Here is a 26,363-nt window from a genome sequence, read left to right as displayed (position 1 = left end):
CGGCGTATCCGGCAGTCAGGAGCCTTGCCAATAAAAGTGGTCGTTCGCCTGGCACAGGCTACGTTCATACAGCCAGTGCTGAACGACATCCGCGGCACCCGCGTCGTCGTCAAGCCTGGCCAGCGGCTCCCACAGAGGGCTCAACACCACCGGGACAGGAGAAAAACCATCGAGCTTGCCGTCAGCCAGCAACATGGACATGCCTTGATGCCAATTGGGCCAGGCCAGCTGTGCCTGCTCGGAGATCGCGCCCAGCTTGCGTACCATATTGGCAATTTCAGCGTCGGTCTTTGCCCGACATTGAGCGATTTTGGCCAGTTCCTGTTGGGCTAATTGCGCATTGGTTTCTCCGACCAAGCGCCAGAACTCGGCCTTGATCCGCAACTGGCGTGCCTGTGTTTCGTACTCGATCAATGCCAGGCGCCAATTGGATACCGCTTCATCAAAAAGGCTTTCCCACCAGCTGTATACCGGCAGCAGAACCCAATCGATGAGGGCCTGAGTCGAGGCCAGATTGATCCGGTCGCCCAACCAATTGCACCAGTCCTCACCCTGGGCGCGGGCCTGACGCAGTACCAATTGAATATCCCCGCGTTCGAGCGCCATGCCACGGGCCAAGCGTTGTTGCAGCCAATTGGACTGGAACAGTTGCTCCAGCCGTACACGCGGCAGCAAGCGTTGCAACAAGATCAACTGTCGCACACTAATAATTCCCGACTCACGGTACACACTGACTGATACACACCCAGCTGCCCGGCCTCGACCGCGGGCATCCCGGCCTACTACAAACACCCGACGACCAGCAAAAATACCAGCTTGAGGGGTTTGATTTTGGTCTTCCTGGCTCATCTTCTGCCTTGACTATCTCGTTTCGTAGCACACCCGTCAGCGTCTTCCACTGCGACCAATCTTACTGAGGAGCAACGGACCAAACTTGCAAAAAACGTCATTTTTTTTTAGTCCGCCGCTATTCTTTTCCTTGTCTTGAACGACTGGGAGTACACCCGAAACGACGACGATAGCTCTGAGTGAAGTAAGACTGGCTGGAAAAACCGCTTTCCATTGCGATGTCCACAATGCTCATTTCGCTGTTAAGCAATAGATGATGGGAGTAGAGGATACGCCGCTCACTGATCCACGCTCGGGGAGAAACGCCATAGACCGACCCGAACAACTCCTTGAACGTGGTCAAGCCCATTCCGAACTCTCGGGAAAACTGGCAGAGCCGCCACTCCTTGAGGTAGTGCTGCTCCATGAACACCTGTAAACGCTCGACGTGCCGACTTCCCTGCTGACGCAATACTGACATCAGCGCCGGGCCCTGGGGGCTGAAAGCAAACAGCATCAACAACTCTTCGACGCGCAACAACGCCAGCATCGGTGGGTGCTCATGCACCATCAGCCCTTCAAGCCCCTTTATGCAGTCCGCCATCAACGGCGTACTGGCAAACGCAATGAGACTAACCCCCGGCCCATCCCAGCGCTCTACTTCACTCAATAAAGAACCAAAACGCTGAACAAACTTTTGTAAAAACTGAACCGATAATGGGATCCAAAGTAAAACACAATCGTGTTCGCCCGTACTCACGACATAGTTACCTCTGCGCGCAAACAATAGCTCGCCAGGCATGAGACAAACTGTCGCATTACAATCTTGAACCGTGACCTGCCCCTCGATAAGGATATAAATCCCCTCCTCACCGTTCGATACAAACTCAAACGTCGGAATAGACCACCGGCACAGCTTTATCTGTTTCCGAGCACGTGTGCTGGCACCTTGCATTTTATTGTGACCCCGAACCTGCACATACCATTTGTACGGTGCCCAAGTAGGCATCGTACGAAACTCAACTTCTAAATACTGCTGCGCGACGATTTTGCGCTTGAATCCTGTGACGCGAGAGCCTGGAATCTAGCAGTGGCGGATTCTCTATCTCTTGGCTCAAACACTGCACTGATTCTATGAAGTCAGGATGACTAACTCAATGACAACCGTCCTTGCAATTAATCATAGCCACTAGAGTAATTACTCTTAACTAGACGAAGCCCCGATAAATTTATTTAGTTACCCACCTATCGAAACACCCTTCTATTTCAATAGGCGCTAAATAAATACAAAATATTTCAAGATCATTTCGTCGCCGCCGAAATAGTGCACTTCGGATAGCAGGGTAGTTGCCCAAGCTGCATATTCATACTTTCACCAGGCACCACCGACTGCCAACTTCTCGACTGCACAGCCCCGTCATCTGACCAGGCCAGTTCACTGCGCACCAGCAAGCTGTCACCGACCACCTGCGTCGGCATCAGACGAAAAGCAAAGTGCAACGGCAACGCCGTCACCCGATAACGAGCCTGGGCAACCAGCCGCAGCTGCTGCTGGGTCACCGAGTAGAGCCGCACACTGACGTAGGCAGGTTGTGAAATCGGTGAAGGCGTGCGCACCTGCCCTCTCACATCAATCAACGGTGCCGGCGGCGAAGGCACACTGACGCAGCCCCCCAAGGCAAGAAAAACGCTGAATAGCAGCGTCTTCCTCATGGTTGACGAACCTTGCGCTCATAAAGAGGGGCAATCTCGCCATCGACCAAACGCTGCAAATGTTGCTCACTCTGTTGATCGACCTCCACCTGTACCGCCAGCCAGCGACCCAACTGCGCAACGCTGATGCCTCCCTCCTGGCGACTGGGCACCTGACTGAACGAGCGCCCGGCAAAGCTTCCAGATATTGGCGCACCGTCACTCGTGGCCGCTGGTGAAATGCCAGTGCTTTCTATCTTCATGACTCACTTAAACCCTCATACCGGCGGGCTTGGATATTGTTTGGTCGCCACCCTCATATCCCGGCAGCAATTGCTGCCAAAACTCGGCGTGATCAAGCAGGTTGGCCAAGGTGGCCTCGAAACGTTCCAGGGTCAACTCAGCCGCGGGTATCTGGGCGTATAGCTGCACCAGGCCTGCTGCCTCATCAAAACCAAAATGCAGATCGAAGCGATACCAGTACCGATTGAAACTCGCCAACTGCCGGAAGATTGCGTCGCCGAACGTTTCGATTCCCGCCACATCCGCTTCCATAACCAAGCGCTCGCGTCCTGCCAGTAACACCAGCGTCACGCCCAACTTATCGTCAAACAGCAGACTGGCTATTCCCTCTTCATCCAGCGACAAAGCGGGAAGGCCACTGCGATTGGCAAACTCGGCAAGCAGCCGGTTGACCCTGATCCTCAAATCCATGCACGTCCCCTCGAACTAGGCGAATGCTAGCACCCTGACATGAGCGGGTTTTGTCACTGACGGGCTTTTCTTTTAAGAAAAAAGCCACATCACTGTGGCTTTTTTCCTATATCAAGATCAGATCAAGCCACGCCAGCGGCGGCCCGCCAGGCCTGATTGTGGTTCTGGGTGTACTGCGCAAGCAGTTGCAGCATCTCTTTCATAAAGTTGGCGTTGTAGCTCAACTGGTCTTCGACCTTCTGCTTTTCGCTCTGGGCAATTGACGCGCTGACTTCATCTTCCTTGGCATTGGCCTGAATAGCCGTTTGCTCGACTTGCACCGAGTTGCTGGACATCTGCCCAAGTGCCTGATTCACGCCATTGATGCTTTGCAGCTTGGCATTGCGGTTATCCACGCCCTGCCCAGCCAGCTTGAGCGCACGGGTATCGGCCGCCTGCTCCTTGGCCCATTCCCGGCCAACCTCAATGCGATCGGCCTTCGAGGTTTTGCCCAGCTCCTGCATCTTCGCGTCGATCTGCTCGTTGCGCCGACCAATGTTGCCCTCCAGGACCTTTTCCTGGCTGATCGCCTTGCCATTCTTGACCGCACCAATGGCACCGGTAACCGCCGATGCCAGGGCCATCACACCGGAGATCACTGCCATCGCAATCATCAGCCTCGAACCACTGCGCATTTCGTCCACTTGGGACTTCTGCGCATTGATGATCGAGGTGTTCTCGCTGTCGCGCTGGATAATCCCCAGCTCGCGGGCCTTCTGCGCGATGCGAAACAACAGCACCATCAGCTCCACACTGCCATTGAGTTCACTGCTGACCCTGCCCAGCCCCTCGGGCTTGAACACTTGCCTCGGCGCTATCAGGTCGACACCCGAGCTCTTCTTCGATTCGCCGGGCAGTGCCGTATTCGCGCTGTGAACTGTTTCGGTTCGTACGCCTGCTTGAGTTTTTTCCAGCGACTGAGTATTGCCAATCTGACCCAGCCCGTGAGCGCCATAGCCTGTTTCAATCATCATGATGTGTTCCTCAGATAGCCGCAGGACGGCTGGAAAGGTTATGCAGGGTGTCGCCCTTCGCATTGATCATCTGGAAAATCTGCTCCATGACCTGCAAAAAAGACTCGACCATGCGACTGAGTTCTTCCTTGAGCTTGTCCATGACGGCCTGAAACTGCGTGAGCTCGGAGCGCGTCTCCAGGGCATCGGCCTGTTTATCGGCAGCCTTGGCCTGAAACGCCGAGTTGGCGGTTTGCGCCGCACCGTTGGCGACCTCCAGGGTCATGTCGGAAATCTGCATCCCGAGCTTGGCACCATGGGACAGAGACTGACTGGCCACGTTGCCAAACTTGCTCCCCAAATCCGCCACTTTGCCGGCTAGACTGGCAGTGAGCTCGGCAGCCTTGCCACCGATTTTTGCACCCACCTTGGCGACCGCCCCGACGGCAGCCCCCCCGAAACTGACTACCGCAGCCATCACAGCGATGGCGATTTCGATCCCCATCAGAGCCGGTCCGAGCTTTTCCATCACTTCTTTACTGATCAATCCGTCCTTCGCCGCTTGTTGCACAGCCTGGGAAACGACACCCATTACGCCCCCGGCGATCATCAGTGCTCCGGCGGCCGCGCCGACACCCGTCGCTACCAGAATGGCACCCACGATGATCGAGGCAATGGCACTGATCCAGCCAAAAATCTTACCTATCAAGCCAGACTTCTGGGCTTCTTTTGCAGCCTCGGTCGCCTCCAGAATCTTCTTCTGGTTTTCCTCGATCTTTTGCAGGTTTTGCTCACGCGCCATCTTGATTTCTTCAAGCTTGAGCTTTTTTTGCGTGGACTCCAGCTCGCCAGTCAGTTTGGCCAATTCAATCTCGAAATCCTCCACCGAGCTGAGCCGCGCCACGCCTAACCGAGCCGTTTCAGCGACAAAACGCTGGGCCAGCCCGGTATCCTGGCGCACGGACTGCACCAGGCGGTTGATGTCCGCCCGAGTCCCGACCTCCAGGCGCTGCTGACTGGCCGCCGACGGCGCAGTCAATTGCACCCCTTGAGACGTGACGGCCGATCGGCCATCCGACTCGACCCGGGAGACCGTTAGCGCCTCCCCCCCACGATCATTGCGTGGGCGCCCCACGGGATCGCTTGCAGCAACGCTCCCCGTGGCAAGCGCAACGCGATCAAACGTTATCGGATTCATTAGGTTGATCCTTTCTCGCTAGTACGGCTTCCAACATGGCGCCTGCACGTTCGGCCAGAACCGAGTGTGCCGGCTGTGCTGCGGCCAAGGCCTGAGCCGAGTAGAAGCCACTCTCGGCCCCGTCGAGATCACCCAACCGCAGGTGACACTCGCCAGCATGAAATGGAAATCTGGGCTCGTTGATATCGATCAGCGCGCCGTAACTGAAGCTCTGCAATGCCAGCTCTAGCTGCCCCATAGCCTGCCTGCACGCGCCCAATCCCAAAAAGAACCGAACGTCGTAATGATCAAGCATGCACAGCGCCTGAAAAATCTTGTGGGCGTCATCCCACTTGCCAGCCTGGTATTGATTGAACGCCAGGGAGTAGAGCTGCTCGAGGCTGTCGCTGGAGATGTTCCTGAGCATGGCCAGTGTGCCGCCATCGCGCAAAAACGCTTCCAGTTCTTTCTCGTATTCCTCAGACACATCGTGTTCTTGCTGGCTCATCAACCGTTCCTATATGGCATTTAGAATGTCGCGCATCATGCTGTCGTACTTCTGAACGAAGCGATTCAGGGCCTCGATGGCCGAGTTGTAGCGAGAGTTGACATCGTTCAACAGCGTGGTTTTCTCACTGACTTTGTCGTTGATCGGGCGGGAGCGGTCGCCCACCGTCGTGGCGAAGTTGGCGATGGGGTTGTTCTCGTCCTTGAACTCGTACTTTTTGAGTAAGTCATCGGGGTTCATCGCCCCACTGTCCTTCGGTGCGCCACTGAGGAAGCTTCTGATGCTCAGCGTGCCGGTGCGATAGGTGTCGAGCCCTGTCAGCAGCGTGTATTCCGCACTGGCCTGCCAGCTCTTGTCGTCGGGGTAGCCGTATAAGGTGCGATCGAACAGGTTGAGTCCCGGCTCGATTGTGATCTCTTTTTTAGCGGCCAGATTCGCGTTGATCTGCGACTGGATCTTGCTGTAGATGTTGAGCTCGGCAGTCAGAACCTTGAGGTCATCACGCAGCGCGGTACGCTTGCCATCCTGTATCAACAGAACCTCTTCATAAACGCCCCGCACGTCATCATCGATCCGGTCACTGGTCAGGCCGAAATGCGCCTTGGCCAGGAACTCTTTCAACGGCCAGGGCTGCCCCGGCTTCGCATCGGCGTACTGGTTGATCAGTTGCTTGACCGACTCGATCCCGGACTTGATTTGCAACTCATACAGGCTGCCCTTCAAGTTCGATTCAGGCGGCAGAAAATAGGCCAGCAACTTTTCTACCTGGGCATCCGACAGAGTCTGGTTGGCATGGGTAAAGCTGACGCTGCGGTTACTGACCAGTGCCCTAAGCTCTGCCAGTGCATCCGTTGCGCGACCGCGCAAATGATCGGCTGGAAGCGTCTGCAACGTATTCAAGAACCCCGACAGGTCTTGCTGGTAATGCCTGATATCCATAAGAGGTTCCTTACACCACAAGTCCACGCATCGACGCCGGACGCCGTTGTCGTTTTCCTTCATCGGCAACCGGTGGGCGGCTGATGCGCATCCGCCGCACTTCCTGCAACAGCTCTTGTTCTGCTCTCTGTACAAGTACCTGGTCCGGTGAGCGAAAGACCCGGTCACGGACCTCGGCAGGCAACGCCAGGCCTTCCCACAGTTCACTGAGCAACCGCTCGCGGTGCTCATTGTCTTCAATGGCCTGCTCGGCAGCCTGAAGGGTTTTTGCGTAGGGTTCGTCGTACATATCCATGGCTCCTATAGTAGGGATAGAGCGCCTGGCTTCCTGTCAGGTACGGTCGATTATTTGTCGTTTTCTGATGGTTCGTAGCGAACACACCTGCCCGGCCGCCAGCTCGAACCAACCGCTCTGCAGTTCGGCTGCGCCAGTCCAGCGACGATAGAAACGCGCCATCCGCGTGCCATCCAGCGGGCTGTCCGCCATCGCCTGCACCTTGCCGTAGAGCTTGGCTTGCGCGCCCAACACCGCGAGAACCGCCTCGGCCAGCACATGTAGCGCGGCAAAAGAATTGACCAGGCCATGGCGCCCGTCGACCCGGCGCAGCATGACGATCCAGACCCGTCCCCCTTCACAGCGCCAGGCCAGTTCGCAGCCGCCATACACAAACTTGCGGCCCAGCGGTAGTGTGCTGTGACGCAAGAAATGTGGCCGGGTGTCATGCCCGTGTGCCTGTAGCCAGCCCACCAAAGGGTCGCGCGTCATAACGTCACCCGGCCCAGTGGCTGGATGTTGATTTGCTGGGTCAACTCCTGGTAGGAGAGCACCGGCAAGCCGTAATAATCGCCTTCGATCAACTTGCGCACGTAGCGGCGAATGTCCATCGACACGATCAGCACCGGCTTGCTCTGCATTTGCGAAAGGTCGCCGACGGTCTGCCGGACTTGTTCGAGAAAGGCTTGGGTGACCGCCGGATCGAGCGCCAGATAGCTGCCGGCACTGGTCTGGCGGATGCCTCCACGGATCTGCTCTTCGACCTGTTGGTCCAGCAGGTAGGCCGGCAGGATGTTGTTGCCGCTCGAATACTTGTAGCAGATGTAGCGCTTGAGGCTGCTGCGGATGTATTCGGTCAACTGCACCACATCCTTCTCTTTCTGCCCCCATTCCACCATCGCTTCCAGAATCGCGCGCAGGTTGCGGATCGAGATGTCTTCACCGACCAGGCGCTGGAGAATTTCAGTCATGCGTTGCAGCGGAATGATGCGCTGGGCCTCCTTCACCAGTTCCGAATAGCTGTGCTCCATTTGTTCCAGCAGATAACGGGTTTCCTGGATGCCAATAAAATCTTCGGCGTACTCGCGCAACACATGGGAAAGGTGCCAGGTCAGCACCTGATCCATGCTCAGGAAGGCGCAGCCGGATCGTTCCAGCCGACCTTGGTGCTCGGTACTCACCCACAGGGTCGGCTTGCCCGGCAGCACCGGCTCGCCTTCTTCAAAGGGCACACCAATGAGCTCCAGTTGAGTGGCGCGCTCCTGCACCAGCAGCCGTTCGCTGCGCAAGCGCCCACGGGCCACCGGCACTTCTTGCAGCTGAATCAGGTATTCACCGTCTTTCAGGCCTTCATTGAAACGTAGATGGATACCCGGAAACGGCACACCAAAATCCAGATAGAGCGCACGCCGCACCCTGACCAGCTCATCATTGAGTGCGAACGCCTCCAGCTCCTGCTGCATGCTAGCCCCCACATCGATCAGCAAGGGCACGGTCATCGCGAACTCTTCCTTATCCCCCAGCCGTGTGCCCTTGGACTTGTTGCCCGCGGGCTTGGCCTTGGGCTTGGCCGATGAGGCCGCTCCCGCACCTTGCGCCAGCAAGGTTGGTAAATCTCTTGGATTACCCTCGGCAGCCATCCCGCGCTGACGCAACAACATAAAGTAACCACCCCCACCCACCAGTACCGCCAGCAGCATGAAAGTGACAGTGGGAAACCCGGGAATCAGCCCGAACAACAGCAGCAATACCCCCCCAATCAGTAATGCCTTGGGCTGGGCCACCACCTGATCACCGATGTCACTGCCCAGATCCGACGTACCGTCCGAGGAGTCCCGGGTCACGATGATCCCGGCGGTAATGGCAATCAACAGGGCCGGCACCTGGCTGACCATGCCATCGCCGATGGTCAGCACCGAATAGAGCTGCAAGGCGTCGCCTGCAGTCATGCCCTTCTGGGTAACACCAATGGTGATACCGGCCAGAATATTGATGAAGATAATGATCAGGCCGGCAATCGCATCACCTTTGACAAACTTCATCGCGCCGTCCATTGAGCCGAACATCTGGCTCTCTTTCTCGATCACCGCACGCCGGTCACGCGCCTCATTGACATCGATGACCCCGGCGCGCATATCGCCGTCGATACTCATCTGCTTGCCGGGCATGGCATCCAGAGAAAACCGCGCACTCACTTCAGCGACACGCTCGGCACCTTTGGTGATTACCAGGAACTGCACAATGGTGATGATCAGAAAGATGATGCAACCCACGACCAGATTGCCGCCCACGACGAAGTTGCCGAACGTGTAGACGATCTGGCCCGCGTCGGCCTCCAGCAAAATCATGCGCGTCGTACTGACCGACAACGCCAGCCGGAACAAGGTGGTTATCAACAGCACCGCAGGGAACACCGAAAACTGCAACGGTGAACTGATGTAGACGGACATCATCATCAACACCACCGACACTGTGATGTTGATTGCAATCAGGATATCCAGCAGAAACGGTGGCAGCGGCAGGATCATCATGAACACCACCGCCAGCAGCATCACCGCCAGCATGATGTCCTGGCGCTCGCCCGCCAGTCTCAAAAATTCAGCGAGCCGGTTCATGGGCCTCCCGCAGGCTCAGGAAGCGCTCGTGCGCCACGCGCGCATCACCAATACGCCCCTGCAAATGGCACGCACGACTGACGCAGTCCCACAGCGCGAAGTCTTCCTCGCCTTCAGACAACAACCGATCACACTGTTGCTCGGCCTGCTCGCCCGCCTCCAGTTGCAACAGTGCCATCACCAGCGCCCGACGCCCCTGACGATGAGTCGGCTCAACGGCCAACAGGGCCTCAAGGAATATCCGCGCATGCGCTGGCTGGCCGCACTGCAGCTGCAGCCAGCCAAGCAACAGCAACAGGCTTTGCTGTATCGGTTTCAACATCATCGGTGGGGTCATACCTTGTGCAGCAAATGGAGGGCCATCTGCAGCAAGTACTCATCTTCGCTACGCGCTTGCAACAGCGCCGAGAGCGCCTGAAACTCGGGCGCATCAGATGAACAGACTTGCTGTTTGAGGTCGGTCAGGGCCTGGCGAAATGCCTGTGGCCGGAGTAATGCGTGGAAACCTTCATGGGGGCAGGCAAACGCCTGCAAACGACGTCCGGCGAGATCTGCCGGGTACAGATTATCAAGATGGGCCTCAATGCAATGGCCGTCAGGTGGCAGCACATAGCGCTCGGGCAAGCCCGATGCGAAATGCTGGTCGCCAACCTCAGTCAGGTGCTCAATGCCGATGTGCGGGGCACTGATTCGACTCACGGCGCAAGCACCGTTTGGCGCGCCGCACTCAATGTGCGCAACGCCTGATGCAAAACCAATGCGCTGACGCGCCGCTCATCCAGGGTAATCAATAGCAGTAGACGCGTGTCACCAGCCCATCCACAACGCAGTGGCAGCTCAGGCCCGGTGCGGCTAAATACCATCGCCAAGGCACGCACCGCGCCCTGATGAACCTGATGCCACTCCAGATCAACAGCCAGCCACAAGGTCAACTTGCGGTTGTGCTGCTCCAGTTGCAGCGTGCCGGTTTCCTCGAACTCCAGCTGGATGAGCGCCCCCAACGGGGTCGGTACGACCACACCCAGGTCCTGACAGAACTGCGCCAATGCTTGGTCAATCCAGTGCATGCTGCTCACTCATTGTGCTTGCCATTCGTCTTCTTCCTGGTCAATAGCCAGATCCAGCGCCAGCTGACAGGCATTGAGCAGGTTCTGACGCTGCTCCTCATCGGTGAAAATTTCCGTAGGGATCAGGCGCACCAGTCGCTTGATCTCACGAAAGAAATGGATCTGCCGCGCAGCGTCCTTGATCCCCAGCGGCACGATCAATCGCTGCACGTCCTGGACACTCGCCCAGCGCTTGTCGATCAGCCCAATCAGCCCGCCCATCAGATCAGAAGGCCCGTATGCCATGACCTCGCTCCCCCGTCACCAGTGCCTGCCACAATGCATTGACCTGATCCGACATACTCGTCAGCACCCGCAGCTTGTGCATGTCGCTCATCACCCGTTCAAGCTTGACCGGGTCGAGCCGGGTCTGCTGGCTATCGAGGTCGGCGCTCAAGGCTTTCATCAAGAATCCCGCCACACCTTCGAGCATCGAACTGCCGAACCGCGCATTAATGTCGTTCCACGCCGCGCTCAGACCGCGATAGTCCATGACGGCATCGCGATAGGTGTCACGCAGTGACTGGATATCGCCCACGCCCTGCTCCGCCGCCGCCTTTGCCAACGGCCCGATCTGCAAGCCCAGCTCGATGGCCTGGCCATGCTCCTGGGCCATTTCCAGTAACGCCTGGTCGATAAGCTCGACCATCGCCCGGGCAGCGGTTTTACCGGCCAGTTCCTGGCGTGCATAGGTCAGTGCAACAAACTGGTGACTGACCTCGCGCGAGAATCCCTTGAGATAAGCCTTAAGCTGCGCGAGGTTGCTTAACTGGCCACTGCCGAGGTGCGCAACCAACGCTTCGAGCTTTTGTCGGGCCTCAAGGTCAGGCACTTTCTTGAGGTACTCCTCAAGCATTTCAAGGATTTCGCTCAGGCGCGCCTGACCATCACTGACGCTGCGCTTGGCCAGAGATTTTTCTACTCGTTCGGAGAATACGAAGGTCAGCTCTTCCGCCGCGTCGGCCATCGCCTGACTGGTGGAGATGTATTGCACGCGCTCCCCCTGGAAATTCCCGGTCAGTCGACTCTCGCGTGCAATGACCGGCTCAGCCTGTCGATCCGGCACTGACACTGCGGGGATAACGCTCTGAATAATGGCCATACAGGGTACTCACTTGCCGACAACATACGCATGACAGGCATTGTAGGAATGGGACTACGGTTGCCTCTGCCAAAATCGGTCGCTTTTTTTTAGGCATTACACCAACCAATTTCTAAAAACTTGCGACCGGGACTGAAATTACCGAAGCGGGCCTTTATCTATAGTGGCCGCTAGCCCCATACCCAAGTCGACCATGCACCTCTCACTCGAACACATCACCGGCCAGATGCTGCAGGCCATCGATAAATGTCGGCTGATTCAAATCCGCGGCCGGGTCACGCAAGTCACCGGCACACTGCTCAAAGCAGTGGTGCCCGGTGCGCGCATCGGTGAGCTTTGCCAATTGCGCAACCCCGACCACTCGCTGTCACTGATGGCTGAAGTCATTGGTTTCCAGCAACATCAGGCACTCCTGACCCCTCTGGGCGAAATGCTTGGTGTCTCCTCGAACACCGAGGTCAGCCCGACCGGCACCATGCACCAGGTAGGCGTCGGCGATCACTTGCTGGGCCAGGTACTCGATGGCCTGGGCCAGCCGCTCAATGGCAGCAACCTGGGTGAACCCGCTGCGTGGTACCCGGTTTACCGCGATGCGCCTGACCCCATGAGCCGCAATCTGATCGAGCGCCCCATTTCCCTTGGTGTTCGCACCATCGACGGCCTGCTGACTTGCGGCGAAGGACAACGCATGGGGATTTTCGCCGCGGCCGGCGGCGGTAAAAGCACTCTGCTGGCGACCTTGATGCGCAGCGCGGACGTCGACGTCATTGTGCTGGCGCTGGTCGGTGAGCGCGGGCGTGAGGTGCGTGAATTCATCGAGTCTGATCTGGGCGAGCAAGGCCTCAAACGCTCGGTACTGGTAGTCGCCACCTCTGACCGACCAGCAATGGAGCGCGCCAAGGCCGGCTTTGTTGCCACCACGATTGCCGAGTACTTTCGCGACCAGGGTAAACGTGTGCTGCTGCTGATGGACTCCGTCACCCGGTTTGCCAGGGCCCAGCGCGAAATCGGCCTGGCCGCTGGCGAGCCGCCGACTCGGCGCGGCTTTCCACCTTCGGTATTCGCCGCCCTGCCGCGGCTGATGGAGCGCGCCGGCCAATCTGACAAAGGCTCAATCACCGCGCTGTACACCGTGCTAGTCGAAGGTGACGACATGACTGAGCCGGTAGCGGATGAAACCCGCTCGATTCTCGATGGGCACATCATCCTGTCGCGCAAGCTGGCGGCATCCAACCATTACCCGGCCATCGATGTACTGCGCTCGGTGAGCCGAGTCATGAACCAGATAGTGACCCCTGAGCATCGCAATGCCGCCAACCAGTTGCGCGAGTGGCTGGCCCGATACGAAGAAGTCGAGTTGTTGCTCAAGATCGGCGAGTACCAGAAAGGTCAGGATCCGGTCGCCGATCGGGCCATCGAAAAAATGGACGCCATTCGTGCCTGGCTGCGCCAAGGCACCCATGAACCCAGTGACCTGCCCGATTGCCTTGAACAACTGGCGAGCCTGACCCGATGACACTCCCTACTTTGTTGCGCATCAAGCGCTTGCGCGTCGAGCGTGCGGAACAGGCATTGCAGCGCCAGGAGTTGCGGGTCGGCGAGGCGCAGCGCCTCCATCAAACGACACTGGCTGATCACAAACAATACCGGCAGTGGCGCCAGGCGCAAGAAACCCGTTTGTTCGAGCAATGCAAGGCACAACCCATAAACCGCAAAACACTGGAGCAATGGCAGCAGCAGGTTGCCCGCTTGCGAGAAAAGGAAGCAGCACTGGAACAGACCATCGCCGAACAGGCGCAAACCCTGGCCCAGGAGCGCGAACGCCTGCGCCTGAGCAGGCGCCAGTTGCAGGAGGCTCAGCAGCAAGTCGCAAAATTCAACGAGCTGAACGCCCACGCCCTCGCTGAGGCGTTGATGCTGCTTGAGTTCAAAGAAGAACAAGAACTCGAAGAGTTCCGTCGCACCGAGGCCGCCTCATGAGCAGAATTTCTCCACCAGATAGGCCACAAGATGTCTTTACACCATCATCGCTCCCGGCACTCGTAGCCTCGGACAAAAATTGCCAGGCCGAATTCGAGCGGGCCCTGGGCAGCAGACCCGATGTGATAGAGCGACGCCTGATCGACGCATCGCGTAAGTTCGGTAACCGCGCACCCGAAAAAACGCTTGAGGACAATTGCAGCCCGCAGGATGAGGACGCCAGAACAGCTGAACCGGCCAATACCAAGGGGCGCGAGACCATCCCTGATCTGCCACCGAAACCCGACACGCCGGGCGGGCAGGCCACGAATGAGGAAAGCGGCGAACACCGTGAGCCTGACCAGGCCTGCATGCTGCAGTCTCCCATAGCCATTGCCACACCGTTTTCCACAGTCACTACCAAACCGTCTCACACGACGACTACCCCACCGTCGTCCACAGCGGCGACCACACCGTCTTCCACAGAAACTACCAAGCCGTCTCCCACAGCGGCGACCACCCCGTCTGTACCAGCGACCGACCGACCTTTGACGGCTACAAACCAGCGTGACAACACCACAGCGCCTCTGAAGAGCCCGGAGCAAAATCTGTCCATAGCACCAAACGCTCCTGCCAATAGAGCCCCCGTCCAAACACCTGCTGATCAACAAAACCCCTCTGGCGAACAAGATGAACAGGCACATTTCGATGTGGCGGACGAAGACCCCAAGCTCGCCTCAGGCACCCACCAGACCCCGGGCGACAAACTGCTGGCACGCTTGCTGAAGACCACTGAGCAACCGTCGTTCAGCAGGGACCTCGACAAACTGGCGCAAACCCTGCAGGTGCACATCCAGGCTGGCGAGTCCCGTAATGGCAGCAGTACGCGGCTTCAGGTAAATCTGGCACAACTGGGCCAGGTCGATGTTCAGCTCAACCACTCACGCGGGCAATTGCATGTCGAAATACATGCCAGCCCCGGTAGCCTGCTGCAACTCCAACTTGCCCGTGGCGACCTGATGGAACGCTTGCAACGCCTGCACCCGGGCCAACCGATCCAGTTGACTTTTGCTCAACAGCAACATGGCGGTGATCAGGGCTCACGACAACGCCGGCATGTGTATGACGAGTGGGAGCAGGATTCATGAGCAGCCTGACACTTCCTCGGGCCGCCCCCCGGGAACTGGCCCTGCAACAAAAACTCAGTCGTTGCCGCCGCCGCTATCCACTCGCGCAGGGGGAGGCCCGCCTGGCGATCCTTGTGCCGCCCGACTCGCTGGATGTACGACTGAGCCTCCACTGGCAAGGTTTGCTGTTGCATTGGCGATGCCACAGCGCCCCCCTGGCCGCGTGGCTTGAACCCCACCTGCAAGAAGCGGCGCTCAGCAGCCTGCCATTGCCACTGCAATTGGCGCTGCTGGAGTTGGAAAGCGTCGTTTTGCCAGGACTCACCTGGAAGAGCATACAGCCGTGCACCGACGACCCCGATCTCGGCACGCCCACACTGGCATTAACCCTGACACGCGGTACACAACACCTGGTTGTATGGCTGGAGAGTGACCCAAGCGCGGTACTTGCCTGCGTGCCCGCCCGCCCGCTCGCAGAGCTGAACGCGGTTCTGTTGCGGCTTTCGTTGCAATGGGGGCCGATCAGTCTACTCCCCGCGCAACTGCACTCATTGGCTACCGGGGACCTGCTCTTGCTGCCTGCACGCCACGACGCTACGAGCCCTTTGCTCGGTGTCGTCGAAGATCGCCCCTGGGCGCACTTTCGCCACCATGAATCTCAACTGGAACTGCTTGCCATGCACAATGATGCCCCCCTCGAAACCCCCAATGAGCTGACCCACCTTGATCAACTGCCCGTTCAGGTCAGCTTCGAAGTCGGTCGTCAGACGCTCGATCTGCACAGCCTCGCGACCCTGCAACCGGGGTCACTGATTGACCTCGCCTCGCCGCTCGACGGCGAAGTGCGGATCCTGGTCAACCATCGCTGCGTGGGAACGGGTGAGCTGGTGAGTATTCAGGATCGCCTTGGTGTGCGGGTCAACCGCCTGCTGCAGGATCTGCCCGCATGATTCAATTGCCTGACGAACTCAGTCTGATCTTTGGCTTGGCGCTGCTGGCATTGCTACCTTTCATTGCGGTCATGGCCACCTCATTTATCAAGATGACGGTGGTCTTCTCACTGCTTCGCAACGCGCTGGGCGTACAACAGATTCCACCGAACATGGCCATGTATGGCCTGGCAATCATCTTGAGCCTGTACGTGATGGCTCCTGTCGGTTTCGCGACCCGCGACTATCTGCGCACCCACGATGTCAGCCTGAACAACAGCCAGTCGGTGGAACAGTTCCTCGATGAAGGCATGGAGCCTTATCGGTCCTTTCTGAAGAGACAGATCCAGGCCCGTGAACATGCGTTCTTCGTCGACAGTACCCGCCAGGTCTGGCCCAGCGAGTATGCCGATCGACTCGAACCCGACAGTTTGCTCATCTTGCTGCCCGCCTTCACGGTCAGTGAACTGACGCGCGCCTTTGAAATCGGCTTTCTGATTTACCTGCCCTTCATTGCCATTGACCTGATCATTTCCAACATCCTGCTGGCCATGGGGATGATGATGGTTTCACCGATGACCATTTCCTTGCCGTTCAAACTGTTGTTGTTTGTCCTGCTGGACGGCTGGGCGCGGTTGACCCACGGCCTTGTCATCAGTTACGGAGGCTGAGAGTGAATAACGCCGAAATCCTCCATTTCACCAGCCAGAGCCTGTGGCTGGTCCTGATTCTGTCCATGCCCACCGTGCTCATGGCGGCCGCCGTCGGCACGCTGGTGTCACTGGTACAAGCACTGACCCAAATTCAGGAGCAGACCCTGGGCTTTGTCGCCAAGCTGATCGCCGTTGTCATTACCCTGTTTGCCACGGCGGGATGGATGGGTAACGAACTCTACGCATTTGCCGAATTGACCCTGCTCAAGATTCCTCTCGTGCGATGAGCATTCAGGATCTGCAACAACTCCTGTTGGCATACACCCTACTGCTGCCCAGAATCATCAGTTGTTTTGTGGTCATGCCAATTCTGAGCAAACAAATGCTCGGGGGTGGCCTGGTTCGTAACGGCGTGGCCTGTTCGCTCGCCTTGTTTGCCTACCCGACAGTCGCCGGCACGCTGCCAATGACACTTAACGGCATAGACCTGGCCATGCTGATCGGCAAGGAAGTCTTGCTCGGCCTGCTGATCGGGTTTGTCGCCACGATCCCGTTCTGGGCCATCGAGGCCACCGGGTTCATCATTGACAACCAGCGCGGCGCCTCCATCGCCTCTACGCTCAACCCCACATTGGGCAGCCAGACCAGCCCTACCGGCTTGTTGCTGACACAAACCATGATCACCCTGTTTTTTACCGGTGGCGCGTTTCTGACGTTGATCGGGGCACTGTTCCAGAGCTACGTCAGTTGGCCGGTCGCAACCTTCTTTCCCTATATCGGCAGCCAGTGGGTGGACTTTTTCTACGCCCAGTTTTCGCAACTGCTACGCCTGTGCCTGTTGTTGGCGGCTCCGCTGCTGATCGCCATGTTCCTGGCCGAGTTCGGCCTGGCCCTGATCAGTCGCTTTGCCCCGTCCTTGAATGTGTTCATCCTCGCCATGCCGATCAAAAGTATCGTCGCCAGTCTGTTGTTGGTGATTTACCTGAACGTGTTGATGGCGCACGCCTATGACAGCTTGCTGATCGCCATCGACCCGCTCCGTCATCTACGCCCAGTGCTGGAAACGCCATGAGCGCCGAGAAAAGTGAACAGCCCACGCCGAAGAAGCTCCGCGATGCGCGAGCCAAAGGCCAGGTGGTCAAAAGCAAGGAAGTGGTGTCCACGGTGCTGATTCTGGCTCTGATTGCCACGCTCGCCAGCTTCAGCGATTACTACATGGAGCACCTCGGGCAACTGATGCTGATGCCCGAGTCGTATCTCAACCTGCCGTTCGGGCTGGCCCTGCAGTTAATGGTGGAAAACCTGTTCCAGGAAATGGTCTACCTCTGCCTGCCATTCTTGGTCGTTGCCGCATTGGCCGTCATCGCCGCCCACCTGTTGCAGTACGGCTTTCTGCTCAGCGGCGAGTCGATCATGCCCGACCTGAAAAAGATCAATCCGATAGAGGGCGCCAAGAAGATCTTCTCGATGCGCAGCCTTGTCGACTTCCTCAAGTCGCTCATCAAGGTGACCCTGTTGTCGGTGCTGGTCTGGACAACCCTGGCCGGCAACCTGGACACCCTGATCAGGCTGCCCGCCTGCGGACTGAGTTGCATTGCACCGGTGATCGGTTTATTGCTTGGCCAATTGATGCTGATTTGCGGCGTGGGGTTTGTGGTGATCTCGGCGCTCGACTATGCCTTCGAGCGCTACGAGCACAACAAGCAGTTGCGCATGAGCAAGGACGAAATCAAACGCGAATACAAAGAGATGGAAGGCAGCCCAGAGATCAAAAGCAAACGACGTCAGTTTCATCAGGAGTTGCAGTCAAGCAACCTGCGCGCAGACGTCAAACGCTCCTCGGTGATTGTCGCCAACCCCACCCACATTGCAATTGGCCTTCGCTACGTGAAAGGCGAGACGCCCTTGCCCGTCGTCACCTTGAAACACACCGAGGCCCTGGCCCTGCAAGTGCGTCGTATTGCCGAGGAAGAAGGCATCCCGGTGTTGCAGCGTGTCCCCTTGGCTCGGGCGTTGTATCAGGATGGCCATGTCGACCAGTACATTCCCGCCGACCTGATTCAAACCACCGCCGAGGTTCTGCGCTGGCTCGACAGCCAGCAACAGATACCACCGTCAGTGCTGTAAGCCGGCGCCCTGGGAAGCTTTCAGAAGCCGACGGTAGCCGATACCAGCCACGTACGCGGCGTAGACAGGGTCAGGCCTGGCGCACTGTCGCTGGAGGTCGCTGCCGAGGCCCAATACGTGGTATCCAGCACGTTCTCCACAGTGGCCCGCAGGGTCACCGGGTTTTCCTTGACCTTGAAGGTGTAGCGCGCGCCCAGGTCATAGCGTTCCCAGTTGTCGATTTTCTGCTGGTTGGCCGCATCCAGGTACTGCGCGCCGGTGTGGATCGCGCGGGCGGTCAGGGTCAGGCCTTGCAGGCGTGGCACATCCCATTCGGCACCCAGGTTGACATTGGCGATCGGCGCACCGGTGCCGCGCTTGCCATCCGTGAGCCCCTGGGCAGTCTTGGTCTGCTCGCTGTCGAGCAGCATCACCCCGCCCAGCAGGCGCACGCCGGCCAGCGGCTCGCCAAACATGTTCAGCTCAACGCCCTGGTTGCGCAGTTGGCCATTGGGTTTGAAGAACCCCTGGCTGTCGATGCCATAGGCCGGCTGCTTGATCTGGAACACACTGGCAGTCAGGCCAAAACTGCCCATGTCGTACTTGGCGCCGACTTCCACCTGCTTGCTCTTGGTCGGCGGGAAGATCGCGTTTTCATTGCGCACCCCACTCGACGGTGCGGTCTCGCCCTGGCTCAGGCCTTCCATGTAGTTGGTGTACAGCGACAGCTGGTCGGTGACTTTCACCACCAGGCCCAGGGCTGGCGAGGTCGCTTGTTCGTCGTACTCCGGCTGATCCTTGATGCCATTGCTCCAGGAGGTGACCTGGACCTTTTGCAGGCGCGCGCCAAGGGTCAGCAGCACCCGTTCATCGAACAACGCCAGGGTGTCGGCCAGGGCCAGGCTGGTGAAGCGGTTTTCGGTGTGGGTGCTGGTGTCCCAGCGCACGGCCTGGCCTGGGTGGGGCAAGACTACCGGGTTGTAGAGGTTGCTCTTGCCGGGGGTGTAACGCTCGCCGGCATTGTCGAAATCCATATTGAACTGATTGAGGCTGACATTGAGGGTATGCCCTACGGGGCCAGTGTCGAACCAACTGCGCGCGCCGACGGTGACGGTCTTGACGTCTTCGTCACGGCGGAAACTGCGCGGCACCACGGTGAAGTCGCCATTGCTCTGGGTTGCCTGCACGCCATGACGCAGGAAGTCGTAGTTACCTTTGCGTGCGCCGGCGGCGGCATAGACCATCAGTGAATCGCTGACATCGAACTCACCACGCACCGCACCAAAGGTGTCCTTGGTATGGGAGTAGGTCCAGGACTGGGCGAAGTTGTCGCGGATCTCGCGGGCCTTGGGCATCACGCTGCCCTTGGCGACTTCCACACGTTCCTGGGGTGCATCGGCGGTGCGTTCCTGGCGCCCGAGGTCGAGGGACAGGCGCACCCGCTCCTGGCGATAATCGAGGCCGATCACGGTCATTTCGCGGTCCACCTCCTGGTGATCCCACTCGGTATCGCCGGCTTGCTTCACGCCATTGAAGCGCACGCCAAACTGCTGCTCATCGCCAAACCGCCGGCCGATATCCACCGCACCGCCGAACTGCCCGGCCGAGGCATAGCTGCCGGTGAACTCGCTGAGCGGCGTGTCGGCGGCGCGCTTGGGCTCGATATTGATCCCGCCACCGATGCTGCCCCGAGGCGCGATGCCGCCGAGCAAGGCGCCGGGGCCCTTGAGGATATCGACGCGCTCGACCATTTCCATGTCGATGGCGTAGGTCGGCAACACGCCATACAGGCCGCCGTAGGACACATCGCTGTTGAACAGGCTGAACCCGCGCACCGAGAACTGCTCGAAACGCCCACCGGCCGGGTTGGTGATGCGTACCGAAGGGTCGCTGGCAACCATCTCGCCGAGGGTGCGCGCCTGTAGGTTTTTCACCGCCTTGGCGGTATAGGAGGTGAGGTTGAACGGCGTATCCATAAAATCGCCGTCGCCGAGCATACCCTGGGCACCTTTGCGTGTGACCTGGTCACCGGCGTAGGTTTCGGCGACCGGTGTGGCCGCCGCCCCGAGAATCGAGGTGGCCGGTAACTGGTAGACACCGCCCTGTGGCGCGGGGATCAGGGTGTAGGCGCGCTCCCCCACCGCCCGCAATTGCAGGCCCGAGCCTTGCAGCAGGCGCGCGAAGCCTTCCTCGACGGCAAACTCACCCCAGACCCCGGCGCTTTGGCGGCCGCTGACCAGGGCCGGATCGACCGACAGATTGACCCCGGCCAGCCCGGCAAAGCGAGTCAAGGCACTGCCCAGGCTGCCGGCGGGCACCTGATAACTGCGTCGGGCCGCGTCCTCGGCCCAGCTCACAGGAATCAACAACGGGCTGGCACTCAGGCTCAGCAGCAAACTCAGGCGCAACAACGATGGCGGGACGACGGGCATTAAAAGGCTCTCTGTTTTCGTTCACTTGCCTTGGATGACAGGCGAGCCGAAAAAAGGGGACACGGGATTGCAAAACCTGTGGAATCCCCTGTGGGGCGGGCTTGTGTGGGAGCGGGCTTGCTCGCGATAGCGGTGTATCAGACATAAATGAGTTGGCTGACCCTGCGCCTTCGCGAGCAAGCCCGCTCCCACATTGGATCTGCATCAACAATTAAATCGTGGTCAAGCCAGGGGTCTACGCGGTGCCAGCGTGACCCAATACCGCGTGCGAAACTGCACCTGCAGCCCATGGGTGGTGGCCAGCAGGCTGAGGATGCGGTCGGTGTCGTCCAGGCGGAAACTGCCGGTGACGCGCAAGCCTTCCAGGCTCGGATCCCAGCGCAGGACGCCCGGGCGATAGCGGTCCAGCTCACGCAGGAAATCACCCAGCCCCTGGTTCTGCGCGGTCAGTACCCCGTCGCGCCAGCCCGGTTGCAGCACGTCGAATGGCATTGGTACGCCCAGCCCTGTGGGCTGTAGGCGTATCTGTTGCCCGCTTTGGACCCGGGCGCTACGCCCAGCCCCATCGAGCACGTGGACCTGGCCCTTGAGCACCGACACCAGGCAAGCGTTTGCCCACTGACGCACACAAACCTCAGCCTGGCTGGCGATAACCTGGCCATAACGGGTGTGAACCGTCAGCGCCGCCGTCCCTGGCACGTTCAGCGCCATTTCCCCATCGACCAGGGTCAGGCGTCGCCGGGCGAGGTCCACATCCACGGCACTGGCAGTGTTCATTTGCAGGACGCTGCCATCGGCCAATGGCACACGTTTGCGCTCGCCGGTAGCGGTGTGCAGGTCAGCACGCCATACGTCGAGGGGGAGCTGGCGACTGAGCAGCCAGGCCGCCGGCACCAGTGCCGCCACGCCCAGGGCGCGCTTGAGCACGGCACGCCGGCCCGGTTGCGGGCGGTCGAGGCTGGCCATGGCCAGGGAGGCCGGCAGGTCGGCAAAGCGCTGGCGCAGCAGTTGCGCCTTTTGCCAGGCCTGTTCGTGCTGGGGGTGGCTGTCGCGCCATTGCTGCAAGCCGGTGTGGTCGCGCTCGCCAGCGGTGCCGGACTCCAACAGCGCCAGCCAGTGCGCCGCGGCCCGCGCCACATCCGCTGGGGTACGGCTCACAGTTCCACCAACAGGCAATGCTCGTAGGCCTGGGCCATATAGCGCTTGACCGTGCGCTGCGAGACCTTGAGGCGCTCGGCAATCTCCCGGTAGCCCAGGCCTTCGAGCTGGCTCCAGAGAAACGCCCGGCGCACCACCGGCGCCAGGCCGTCGAGCAATTCATCCAGGGCCTGCAGGGTTTCCAGCAGCAACCAGCGCTGCTCCGGCGAGGGCACGCATGCTTCAGGCAGGCATGCCAGGGCATTCAGATAGGCCTGCTCCAGGCTGCGGCGTTGATGAAAATTGACCAGCAAGCGCTTGCCCACCGTCACCAGATAGGCCCGTGGTTCCTGCAATTGCGCTACCGGCTGGGCGCTGGCCAGCACCCGCAGGAAGGTGTCCTGGCTCAGGTCGGCGGCATCCCAGGCATTGCCCAGGCGCCGACGCAGCCAGCTTTCCAGCCAACTGCGGTGGTCGCGGTACAAGGTGCTCAGGCTGGGTTCGGCGGTGGTCGTTGGCGATACAGCATCAGTCATGGCAAGCGAACCCTGGGCGGCGCGAGTGAGTCCCAAATGAGATTCATTCTATTTAATATCCCTGCGCGGCACCATGTTCTTTTTGCCGGGTAGACGGGTGGAGCGCCTCAACGCATCACCACAATCCCCCCTACCAACACCACCGGCCACGCCCACATCGCGGCGCGCCATCCCCAGGGCGCATGCCGCAGTTCCATAAACCCATCAGCAATCACCCAGGCCTTGGCCACCGCTGCCAGCAGCACGATCCACCACCACCCCGCAGCGCCGGACATGACGGTGCCCACGCTCAGCAGCACCAACGCGGCCCAGCACGCCAGCATCGTCACAACACGTACACCAACGGAAACAGTACGACCCACACCAGATCCACCATATGCCAATACAACACCCCGGACTCCAACCCCGCCTGGCGCCCCGGCCCATAAGCTCCACGCCAGCAGCGCAAGCCCAACCACGCCAGGATCACCATCCCCAGCAGCACATGCAAAAAATGAAACCCGGTCAGAATCCAGTACAGGGTAAAGAATGTGCTGTGCTCCAGGCCCAGCCCGGCAGCGGCCAGGTGCCCGTACTCGCCGAGTTTGATCCACACATACCCCATCGCCACCGACAGCCCCAGCGTCAACAACCCGCCCGCCCGCCGTGGGTGGCCGGCAAGTGCCTGTTGCTGTGCCAACGCCGCCAACAGGCCGGCGGTCAGCAGGCTCAGGGTCATGGCCAGGCCGCTGGAGGTGTCCAGCTGTGCGCGGCCTTCGGCAAAGACCTCGGGCCGTAGTGCCTGGGTCACCGCAAAGGCGAGGATCAGGATCGCGAACACCGAGAGTTCGGCGAGGATGAACAACCACATCGCCAGGTCACCCGGCAGCCGCCGTTCAACTGAAGTGAACATCAACCACGTCCATCAGCGCCGCGACGGTTTGCGGGTCGTCGCTCAGCGCTTCGGCCAGGCAGGCCAGGCAGGCTTGGCGCGGGGGCATGCCGGCGGCGATCAGGCGGGCGGTGAAGATCAGCAAGCGGGTGGACGCCACCTCTTCCAGGTCATGTTGGTCAAGCCGGCGCAAGGCCTGCCCCAGGCGCACCACCTGGGCCGCCAAGGCGCTGTCCACCTGGGCTTCGCGGGCGACGATGCGCTCTTCTTCCACTGTCGCAGGATAGCCAAAGCGCATCGCCACAAAACGCTGGCGGGTGCTGGGTTTCATGCCCTTGAGCAGGTTCTGGTAACCGGGGTTGTAGGACACCACCAACATAAATGACGGCGGCGCCTTGAGCACTTCGCCGGTGCGCTCCAGGAACAGCTCGCGACGGTCGTCGGCCACCGGGTGCAGGACCACGGCCGTGTCCTGGCGGGCCTCGACCACTTCGTCCAGGTAGCAGATGCCCCCCTCACGCACCGCGCGGGTCAGCGGGCCGTCCTGCCACCAGGTGCCCTGGGCGCCGATCAGGTGACGGCCGATCAGGTCGGCGGCGCTGAGGTCGTCGTGGCAGGCCACGGTGTACAACGGCAATTGCAGGCGGTGGGCCATGTGCTGCACAAAGCGGGTCTTGCCGCAGCCGGTCGGGCCCTTGATCAGCACCGGCATGCGGTGGCGCCAGGCGTGCTCGAACAGCTCGTGTTCGTTATTGACGGCTTGGTAGAAGGGTTCGCTCATGGGGCACCTTGCATGGACAACGGGTTTGACGGCCACGCTACGGGGGCCTGCGACAACCTGGCAAGCCGTACTCAAGGCAAACTTGATCGCCGTCAAGCGGTCATCCACCCGCCGCGACATAGTCTCTGCTGGCACTAAGAACCTGCGCTCTACCCAGATCGCAAAGGTCTTGCCTGAGGAGATATGGAATGCTGACTCGCAACAAAACACCCTACGTACTGACGCTGGCCAGGCTCAGCTGCGCGCTGGCCCTGGCCCTTTCAACACAGGCCTTCGCCGCGGCTCCCGCGCCGGCGGCGGCCATGGTCCAAAGCCCCGGCGCTCCCGATTTGAGCCAGGCCGAGTTCGATGCCTCGAAGCAGATTTACTTCGAGCGCTGCGCCGGCTGCCACGGGGTGTTGCGCAAAGGCGCCACCGGCAAGCCGCTGACCCCGGACATCACCCAGGCCCGGGGCCAGGCGTACCTGGAAGCCTTGATCACCTACGGCTCCCCCGCCGGCATGCCGAACTGGGGCACCTCCAATGCGCTGACCAAGGCGCAGATCACCAGCATGGCCACCTTCATCCAGCACACCGCGCCGACGCCACCGGAATGGGGCATGGCCGAGACGCTCAAGACCTGGAAGGTGCTGGTCAAACCCGAAGACCGTCCGAAGAAGCAACTCAACACGCTGAACCTGGAAAACCTGTTCTCCGTGACCCTGCGTGACGACGGCAAAATCGCCCTGATCGACGGCGACAGCAAGAAAATCGTCAAGCTGATCGACACCGGTTACGCCGTGCATATCTCGCGGATTTCCGCCTCGGGCCGCTACCTGCTGGTGATCGGCCGTGACGCCAAGATCGACATGATCGACCTGTGGCCCGCCGAACCGACCAAAGTCGCCGAGATCAAGGTGGGCATCGAGGCCCGCTCGGTGGAGACCTCCAAGTTCAAGGGCTATGAAGACAAGTACGCGATTGCCGGTTCCTACTGGCCGCCGCAGTTCACCATCATGGACGGCGAGACCCTGGAGCCCAAGCAGATCGTCTCGACCCGTGGCATGACCGTGGACAAGCAGGAGTACCACCCCGAGCCGCGTGTGGCGGCGATCATCGCCTCCCACGAATGGCCGGAGTTCATCGTCAACGTCAAGGAAACCGGCAAGGTGATGCTGGTCAATTACCAGGACATCAAGAACCTCACCATCACCACCATCGACGCCGCGCCGTTCCTGCATGACGGTGGTTGGGACAGCACCCACCGCTACTTCATGACGGCGGCGAACAACTCCAACAAGGTCGCGGTGATCGACTCCAAGGAGCGCAAGCTCACCGCCCTGGTGGATGTGGGCAAGACCCCGCACCCTGGCCGTGGCGCCAACTTTGTGCACCCGCAATACGGTCCGGTATGGGCCACCAGCCACTTGGGGGACGGTGGGGTTTCGGTGATCGGCACCGACCCGGTCAAGCACCCGCAGTACGCCTGGAAGAAGGTGACCTCGCTCAATGGCCAGGGCGGTGGCTCGCTGTTTATCAAGACCCACCCCAACTCGCGGCACCTGTACGTCGACACCACCCTCAACCCCGACACCAAGCTCAGCCAGTCGGTGGCCGTGTTCAATATCGACAAGCTCGACGCCGGCTACACCGTGCTGCCGATTGCCCAGTGGTCGGGCATCAAGCAAGGCGCCCTGCGCGTGGTGCAGCCGGAATACAACAAGGCGGGCGATGAAGTGTGGTTCTCGGTGTGGAACGGCCAGGAAGAGGAGTCGGCGCTGGTGGTGGTCGATGACAAGACCCTCAAGCTCAAGAACGTGATCAAAGATAAGCGCCTGATTACCCCGACCGGCAAGTTCAATGTCTACAACACCCAATTCGACATTTATTGAGCTTCATCAACAAG

The 26,363-nt window shown here is 59.7% G+C and carries 32 protein-coding genes; 9 read left to right on the top strand and 23 right to left on the bottom strand.

Annotated elements, in window-relative coordinates:
• Window positions 1-15 precede the first annotated feature (15 nt).
• The 17 genes from AO268_RS20940 to sctW all read right to left on the bottom strand — a co-directional run bounded on the left by AO268_RS20940 (window position 16) and on the right by sctW (window position 11,947).
• A complete protein-coding gene (locus AO268_RS20940) occupies window positions 16-849 on the bottom strand; it encodes a T3SS regulon anti-activator ExsD domain-containing protein (protein ID WP_076963243.1) in 834 nt (277 codons plus the stop codon).
• A 118-nt stretch (window positions 850-967) separates the two neighbouring features.
• Window positions 968-1,783 carry a helix-turn-helix transcriptional regulator gene (locus tag AO268_RS20935; RefSeq protein ID WP_076963316.1) on the bottom strand — a complete coding sequence of 272 codons (816 nt, stop codon included), beginning with the start codon at window positions 1,781-1,783 and terminating at the stop codon, window positions 968-970.
• Window positions 1,784-2,130: 347 nt separating this feature from the next.
• Complete coding sequence (locus tag AO268_RS20930) at window positions 2,131-2,541, bottom strand: YscW family type III secretion system pilotin (RefSeq protein WP_099169712.1); 411 nt, start codon at window positions 2,539-2,541, stop codon at window positions 2,131-2,133.
• Window positions 2,538-2,783, bottom strand: coding sequence for a T3SS regulon translocated regulator ExsE family protein (locus AO268_RS32450; RefSeq protein WP_141562834.1), 246 nt, complete (start codon window positions 2,781-2,783; stop codon window positions 2,538-2,540). Before AO268_RS32450 ends, AO268_RS20930 begins: the two co-directional genes overlap by 4 nt.
• A 7-nt stretch (window positions 2,784-2,790) precedes the next feature.
• The gene (locus AO268_RS20920; protein WP_076963246.1) at window positions 2,791-3,234 is read right to left on the bottom strand and encodes a type III secretion system chaperone; all 444 of its coding nucleotides are present in this window, start codon (window positions 3,232-3,234) and stop codon (window positions 2,791-2,793) included.
• A 122-nt stretch (window positions 3,235-3,356) separates the two neighbouring features.
• Window positions 3,357-4,247: a YopD family type III secretion system translocon subunit gene (locus AO268_RS20915; protein ID WP_306474143.1), complete on the bottom strand. Its 891-nt coding sequence runs from the start codon at window positions 4,245-4,247 to the stop codon at window positions 3,357-3,359.
• A 10-nt stretch (window positions 4,248-4,257) separates the two neighbouring features.
• Window positions 4,258-5,424, bottom strand: a complete 1,167-nt coding sequence (sctE, locus tag AO268_RS20910; RefSeq protein WP_076963247.1) for a type III secretion system translocon subunit SctE — start codon at window positions 5,422-5,424, stop codon at window positions 4,258-4,260.
• Window positions 5,405-5,911 carry a SycD/LcrH family type III secretion system chaperone gene (locus AO268_RS20905; RefSeq protein WP_076963248.1) on the bottom strand — a complete coding sequence of 169 codons (507 nt, stop codon included), beginning with the start codon at window positions 5,909-5,911 and terminating at the stop codon, window positions 5,405-5,407. Before AO268_RS20905 ends, sctE begins: the two co-directional genes overlap by 20 nt.
• Before the next feature lie 9 nt (window positions 5,912-5,920).
• A complete protein-coding gene (locus AO268_RS20900) occupies window positions 5,921-6,850 on the bottom strand; it encodes a virulence-associated V antigen (RefSeq protein WP_176561401.1) in 930 nt (309 codons plus the stop codon).
• A 10-nt stretch (window positions 6,851-6,860) separates the two neighbouring features.
• Window positions 6,861-7,139: an LcrG family type III secretion system chaperone gene (locus AO268_RS20895; protein ID WP_099169710.1), complete on the bottom strand. Its 279-nt coding sequence runs from the start codon at window positions 7,137-7,139 to the stop codon at window positions 6,861-6,863.
• Between the two features lie 42 nt (window positions 7,140-7,181).
• Window positions 7,182-7,616, bottom strand: coding sequence for an LcrR family type III secretion system chaperone (locus AO268_RS20890; RefSeq protein ID WP_076963250.1), 435 nt, complete (start codon window positions 7,614-7,616; stop codon window positions 7,182-7,184).
• A complete protein-coding gene (gene sctV, locus AO268_RS20885) occupies window positions 7,613-9,739 on the bottom strand; it encodes a type III secretion system export apparatus subunit SctV (protein WP_099169709.1) in 2,127 nt (708 codons plus the stop codon). Before sctV ends, AO268_RS20890 begins: the two co-directional genes overlap by 4 nt.
• Window positions 9,723-10,061 (bottom strand): type III secretion protein, encoded by a 339-nt coding sequence (locus tag AO268_RS20880; protein ID WP_269668759.1) that lies wholly within the window; start codon window positions 10,059-10,061, stop codon window positions 9,723-9,725. The genes sctV and AO268_RS20880 overlap by 17 nt, the downstream gene beginning before the upstream one ends.
• An 11-nt stretch (window positions 10,062-10,072) precedes the next feature.
• Window positions 10,073-10,438 carry a YscX family type III secretion protein gene (locus AO268_RS20875; RefSeq protein WP_076963253.1) on the bottom strand — a complete coding sequence of 122 codons (366 nt, stop codon included), beginning with the start codon at window positions 10,436-10,438 and terminating at the stop codon, window positions 10,073-10,075.
• Window positions 10,435-10,806, bottom strand: a complete 372-nt coding sequence (gene sycN, locus AO268_RS20870; RefSeq protein WP_076963254.1) for a type III secretion chaperone SycN — start codon at window positions 10,804-10,806, stop codon at window positions 10,435-10,437. The genes AO268_RS20875 and sycN overlap by 4 nt, the downstream gene beginning before the upstream one ends.
• Before the next feature lie 9 nt (window positions 10,807-10,815).
• Window positions 10,816-11,091 carry a TyeA family type III secretion system gatekeeper subunit gene (locus AO268_RS20865; protein WP_076963255.1) on the bottom strand — a complete coding sequence of 92 codons (276 nt, stop codon included), beginning with the start codon at window positions 11,089-11,091 and terminating at the stop codon, window positions 10,816-10,818.
• Window positions 11,072-11,947 (bottom strand): type III secretion system gatekeeper subunit SctW, encoded by an 876-nt coding sequence (gene sctW / locus AO268_RS20860; RefSeq protein ID WP_099169707.1) that lies wholly within the window; start codon window positions 11,945-11,947, stop codon window positions 11,072-11,074. The genes AO268_RS20865 and sctW overlap by 20 nt, the downstream gene beginning before the upstream one ends.
• A gap of 193 nt (window positions 11,948-12,140) precedes the next feature.
• Between sctW and sctN the strand changes: the two genes are divergently transcribed.
• The 8 genes from sctN (at window position 12,141) to sctU (ending at window position 18,742) form a co-directional block, all read left to right on the top strand.
• Window positions 12,141-13,463: a type III secretion system ATPase SctN gene (gene sctN / locus AO268_RS20855; RefSeq protein ID WP_099169706.1), complete on the top strand. Its 1,323-nt coding sequence runs from the start codon at window positions 12,141-12,143 to the stop codon at window positions 13,461-13,463.
• The gene (gene sctO / locus AO268_RS20850) at window positions 13,460-13,927 is read left to right on the top strand and encodes a type III secretion system stalk subunit SctO (RefSeq protein ID WP_099169705.1); all 468 of its coding nucleotides are present in this window, start codon (window positions 13,460-13,462) and stop codon (window positions 13,925-13,927) included. The genes sctN and sctO overlap by 4 nt, the downstream gene beginning before the upstream one ends.
• 689 nt (window positions 13,928-14,616) lie before the next feature.
• Window positions 14,617-15,054 (top strand): type III secretion system needle length determinant, encoded by a 438-nt coding sequence (locus AO268_RS32780; protein WP_176561400.1) that lies wholly within the window; start codon window positions 14,617-14,619, stop codon window positions 15,052-15,054.
• The gene (gene sctQ, locus AO268_RS20840) at window positions 15,051-15,983 is read left to right on the top strand and encodes a type III secretion system cytoplasmic ring protein SctQ (RefSeq protein ID WP_099169704.1); all 933 of its coding nucleotides are present in this window, start codon (window positions 15,051-15,053) and stop codon (window positions 15,981-15,983) included. Before AO268_RS32780 ends, sctQ begins: the two co-directional genes overlap by 4 nt.
• Window positions 15,980-16,633 (top strand): type III secretion system export apparatus subunit SctR, encoded by a 654-nt coding sequence (sctR, locus tag AO268_RS20835; protein ID WP_076963263.1) that lies wholly within the window; start codon window positions 15,980-15,982, stop codon window positions 16,631-16,633. Before sctQ ends, sctR begins: the two co-directional genes overlap by 4 nt.
• Before the next feature lie 2 nt (window positions 16,634-16,635).
• The gene (sctS, locus tag AO268_RS20830; protein WP_076963264.1) at window positions 16,636-16,902 is read left to right on the top strand and encodes a type III secretion system export apparatus subunit SctS; all 267 of its coding nucleotides are present in this window, start codon (window positions 16,636-16,638) and stop codon (window positions 16,900-16,902) included.
• Window positions 16,899-17,687, top strand: a complete 789-nt coding sequence (sctT, locus tag AO268_RS20825) for a type III secretion system export apparatus subunit SctT (RefSeq protein ID WP_076963265.1) — start codon at window positions 16,899-16,901, stop codon at window positions 17,685-17,687. Before sctS ends, sctT begins: the two co-directional genes overlap by 4 nt.
• On the top strand, window positions 17,684-18,742 hold the full coding sequence (gene sctU / locus AO268_RS20820; protein ID WP_099169703.1) for a type III secretion system export apparatus subunit SctU: 1,059 nt from the start codon (window positions 17,684-17,686) through the stop codon (window positions 18,740-18,742). The genes sctT and sctU overlap by 4 nt, the downstream gene beginning before the upstream one ends.
• A 20-nt stretch (window positions 18,743-18,762) precedes the next feature.
• Here sctU and AO268_RS20815 read toward each other — a convergent pair whose 3' ends face one another.
• From AO268_RS20815 to AO268_RS20790, 6 genes are all read right to left on the bottom strand, one after another.
• Window positions 18,763-21,153, bottom strand: a complete 2,391-nt coding sequence (locus AO268_RS20815) for a TonB-dependent receptor (RefSeq protein WP_099169702.1) — start codon at window positions 21,151-21,153, stop codon at window positions 18,763-18,765.
• A gap of 222 nt (window positions 21,154-21,375) precedes the next feature.
• Window positions 21,376-22,311 carry a FecR domain-containing protein gene (locus tag AO268_RS20810; protein ID WP_099169701.1) on the bottom strand — a complete coding sequence of 312 codons (936 nt, stop codon included), beginning with the start codon at window positions 22,309-22,311 and terminating at the stop codon, window positions 21,376-21,378.
• Window positions 22,308-22,826, bottom strand: a complete 519-nt coding sequence (locus tag AO268_RS20805) for a sigma-70 family RNA polymerase sigma factor (RefSeq protein ID WP_099169807.1) — start codon at window positions 22,824-22,826, stop codon at window positions 22,308-22,310. Before AO268_RS20805 ends, AO268_RS20810 begins: the two co-directional genes overlap by 4 nt.
• A 107-nt stretch (window positions 22,827-22,933) precedes the next feature.
• Window positions 22,934-23,149, bottom strand: a complete 216-nt coding sequence (locus AO268_RS20800) for a cytochrome C oxidase subunit IV family protein (protein ID WP_099169700.1) — start codon at window positions 23,147-23,149, stop codon at window positions 22,934-22,936.
• Window positions 23,150-23,151: 2 nt separating this feature from the next.
• Complete coding sequence (locus AO268_RS20795) at window positions 23,152-23,718, bottom strand: cytochrome c oxidase subunit 3 (RefSeq protein ID WP_099169699.1); 567 nt, start codon at window positions 23,716-23,718, stop codon at window positions 23,152-23,154.
• The gene (locus AO268_RS20790; protein WP_099169698.1) at window positions 23,702-24,478 is read right to left on the bottom strand and encodes a CbbQ/NirQ/NorQ/GpvN family protein; all 777 of its coding nucleotides are present in this window, start codon (window positions 24,476-24,478) and stop codon (window positions 23,702-23,704) included. The genes AO268_RS20795 and AO268_RS20790 overlap by 17 nt, the downstream gene beginning before the upstream one ends.
• A 302-nt stretch (window positions 24,479-24,780) precedes the next feature.
• Here AO268_RS20790 and nirS point away from each other — a divergent pair, with 302 nt between their 5' ends.
• Window positions 24,781-26,349, top strand: coding sequence for a nitrite reductase (gene nirS / locus AO268_RS20785; protein ID WP_257154423.1), 1,569 nt, complete (start codon window positions 24,781-24,783; stop codon window positions 26,347-26,349).
• Window positions 26,350-26,363: the final 14 nt, after the last annotated feature.

Source organism: Pseudomonas sp. ICMP 8385 (genome assembly GCF_002699915.1).
Classification (GTDB): Bacteria; Pseudomonadota; Gammaproteobacteria; order Pseudomonadales; family Pseudomonadaceae; genus Aquipseudomonas; species Aquipseudomonas gessardii.
The sequence above is the reverse complement of the archived record's forward strand: the minus strand, read 5'-3'. Positions and strand labels throughout refer to the sequence as shown.

Bases quoted from the DNA above. Each gene is read 5' to 3' on its own strand.
- AO268_RS20815 (WP_099169702.1), bottom strand. From the start codon at position 21,153: ATGCCCGTCGTCCCGCCATCGTTGTTGCGCCTGAGTTTGCTGCTGAGC.
- AO268_RS32450 (WP_141562834.1), bottom strand. From the start codon at position 2,783: ATGAAGATAGAAAGCACTGGCATTTCACCAGCGGCCACGAGTGACGGT.
- AO268_RS20865 (WP_076963255.1), bottom strand. From the start codon at position 11,091: ATGGCATACGGGCCTTCTGATCTGATGGGCGGGCTGATTGGGCTGATC.
- AO268_RS20935 (WP_076963316.1), bottom strand. From the start codon at position 1,783: ATGCAAGGTGCCAGCACACGTGCTCGGAAACAGATAAAGCTGTGCCGG.
- sctT (WP_076963265.1), top strand. From the start codon at position 16,899: ATGAGCATTCAGGATCTGCAACAACTCCTGTTGGCATACACCCTACTG.
- AO268_RS20940 (WP_076963243.1), bottom strand. From the start codon at position 849: ATGAGCCAGGAAGACCAAAATCAAACCCCTCAAGCTGGTATTTTTGCT.
- AO268_RS20805 (WP_099169807.1), bottom strand. From the start codon at position 22,826: ATGACTGATGCTGTATCGCCAACGACCACCGCCGAACCCAGCCTGAGC.
- sctN (WP_099169706.1), top strand. From the start codon at position 12,141: ATGCACCTCTCACTCGAACACATCACCGGCCAGATGCTGCAGGCCATC.
- AO268_RS20795 (WP_099169699.1), bottom strand. From the start codon at position 23,718: ATGTTCACTTCAGTTGAACGGCGGCTGCCGGGTGACCTGGCGATGTGG.
- sctU (WP_099169703.1), top strand. From the start codon at position 17,684: ATGAGCGCCGAGAAAAGTGAACAGCCCACGCCGAAGAAGCTCCGCGAT.
- sctE (WP_076963247.1), bottom strand. From the start codon at position 5,424: ATGAATCCGATAACGTTTGATCGCGTTGCGCTTGCCACGGGGAGCGTT.
- sctQ (WP_099169704.1), top strand. From the start codon at position 15,051: ATGAGCAGCCTGACACTTCCTCGGGCCGCCCCCCGGGAACTGGCCCTG.
- AO268_RS20895 (WP_099169710.1), bottom strand. From the start codon at position 7,139: ATGTACGACGAACCCTACGCAAAAACCCTTCAGGCTGCCGAGCAGGCC.
- sycN (WP_076963254.1), bottom strand. From the start codon at position 10,806: ATGCACTGGATTGACCAAGCATTGGCGCAGTTCTGTCAGGACCTGGGT.
- sctV (WP_099169709.1), bottom strand. From the start codon at position 9,739: ATGAACCGGCTCGCTGAATTTTTGAGACTGGCGGGCGAGCGCCAGGAC.
- sctR (WP_076963263.1), top strand. From the start codon at position 15,980: ATGATTCAATTGCCTGACGAACTCAGTCTGATCTTTGGCTTGGCGCTG.
- sctO (WP_099169705.1), top strand. From the start codon at position 13,460: ATGACACTCCCTACTTTGTTGCGCATCAAGCGCTTGCGCGTCGAGCGT.
- AO268_RS20915 (WP_306474143.1), bottom strand. From the start codon at position 4,247: ATGATGATTGAAACAGGCTATGGCGCTCACGGGCTGGGTCAGATTGGC.
- AO268_RS20890 (WP_076963250.1), bottom strand. From the start codon at position 7,616: ATGACGCGCGACCCTTTGGTGGGCTGGCTACAGGCACACGGGCATGAC.
- sctW (WP_099169707.1), bottom strand. From the start codon at position 11,947: ATGGCCATTATTCAGAGCGTTATCCCCGCAGTGTCAGTGCCGGATCGA.
- AO268_RS20900 (WP_176561401.1), bottom strand. From the start codon at position 6,850: ATGGATATCAGGCATTACCAGCAAGACCTGTCGGGGTTCTTGAATACG.
- AO268_RS20800 (WP_099169700.1), bottom strand. From the start codon at position 23,149: ATGCTGGCGTGCTGGGCCGCGTTGGTGCTGCTGAGCGTGGGCACCGTC.
- AO268_RS20880 (WP_269668759.1), bottom strand. From the start codon at position 10,061: ATGTTGAAACCGATACAGCAAAGCCTGTTGCTGTTGCTTGGCTGGCTG.
- nirS (WP_257154423.1), top strand. From the start codon at position 24,781: ATGGTCCAAAGCCCCGGCGCTCCCGATTTGAGCCAGGCCGAGTTCGAT.
- AO268_RS20790 (WP_099169698.1), bottom strand. From the start codon at position 24,478: ATGAGCGAACCCTTCTACCAAGCCGTCAATAACGAACACGAGCTGTTC.
- AO268_RS20920 (WP_076963246.1), bottom strand. From the start codon at position 3,234: ATGGATTTGAGGATCAGGGTCAACCGGCTGCTTGCCGAGTTTGCCAAT.
- AO268_RS20930 (WP_099169712.1), bottom strand. From the start codon at position 2,541: ATGAGGAAGACGCTGCTATTCAGCGTTTTTCTTGCCTTGGGGGGCTGC.
- AO268_RS20905 (WP_076963248.1), bottom strand. From the start codon at position 5,911: ATGAGCCAGCAAGAACACGATGTGTCTGAGGAATACGAGAAAGAACTG.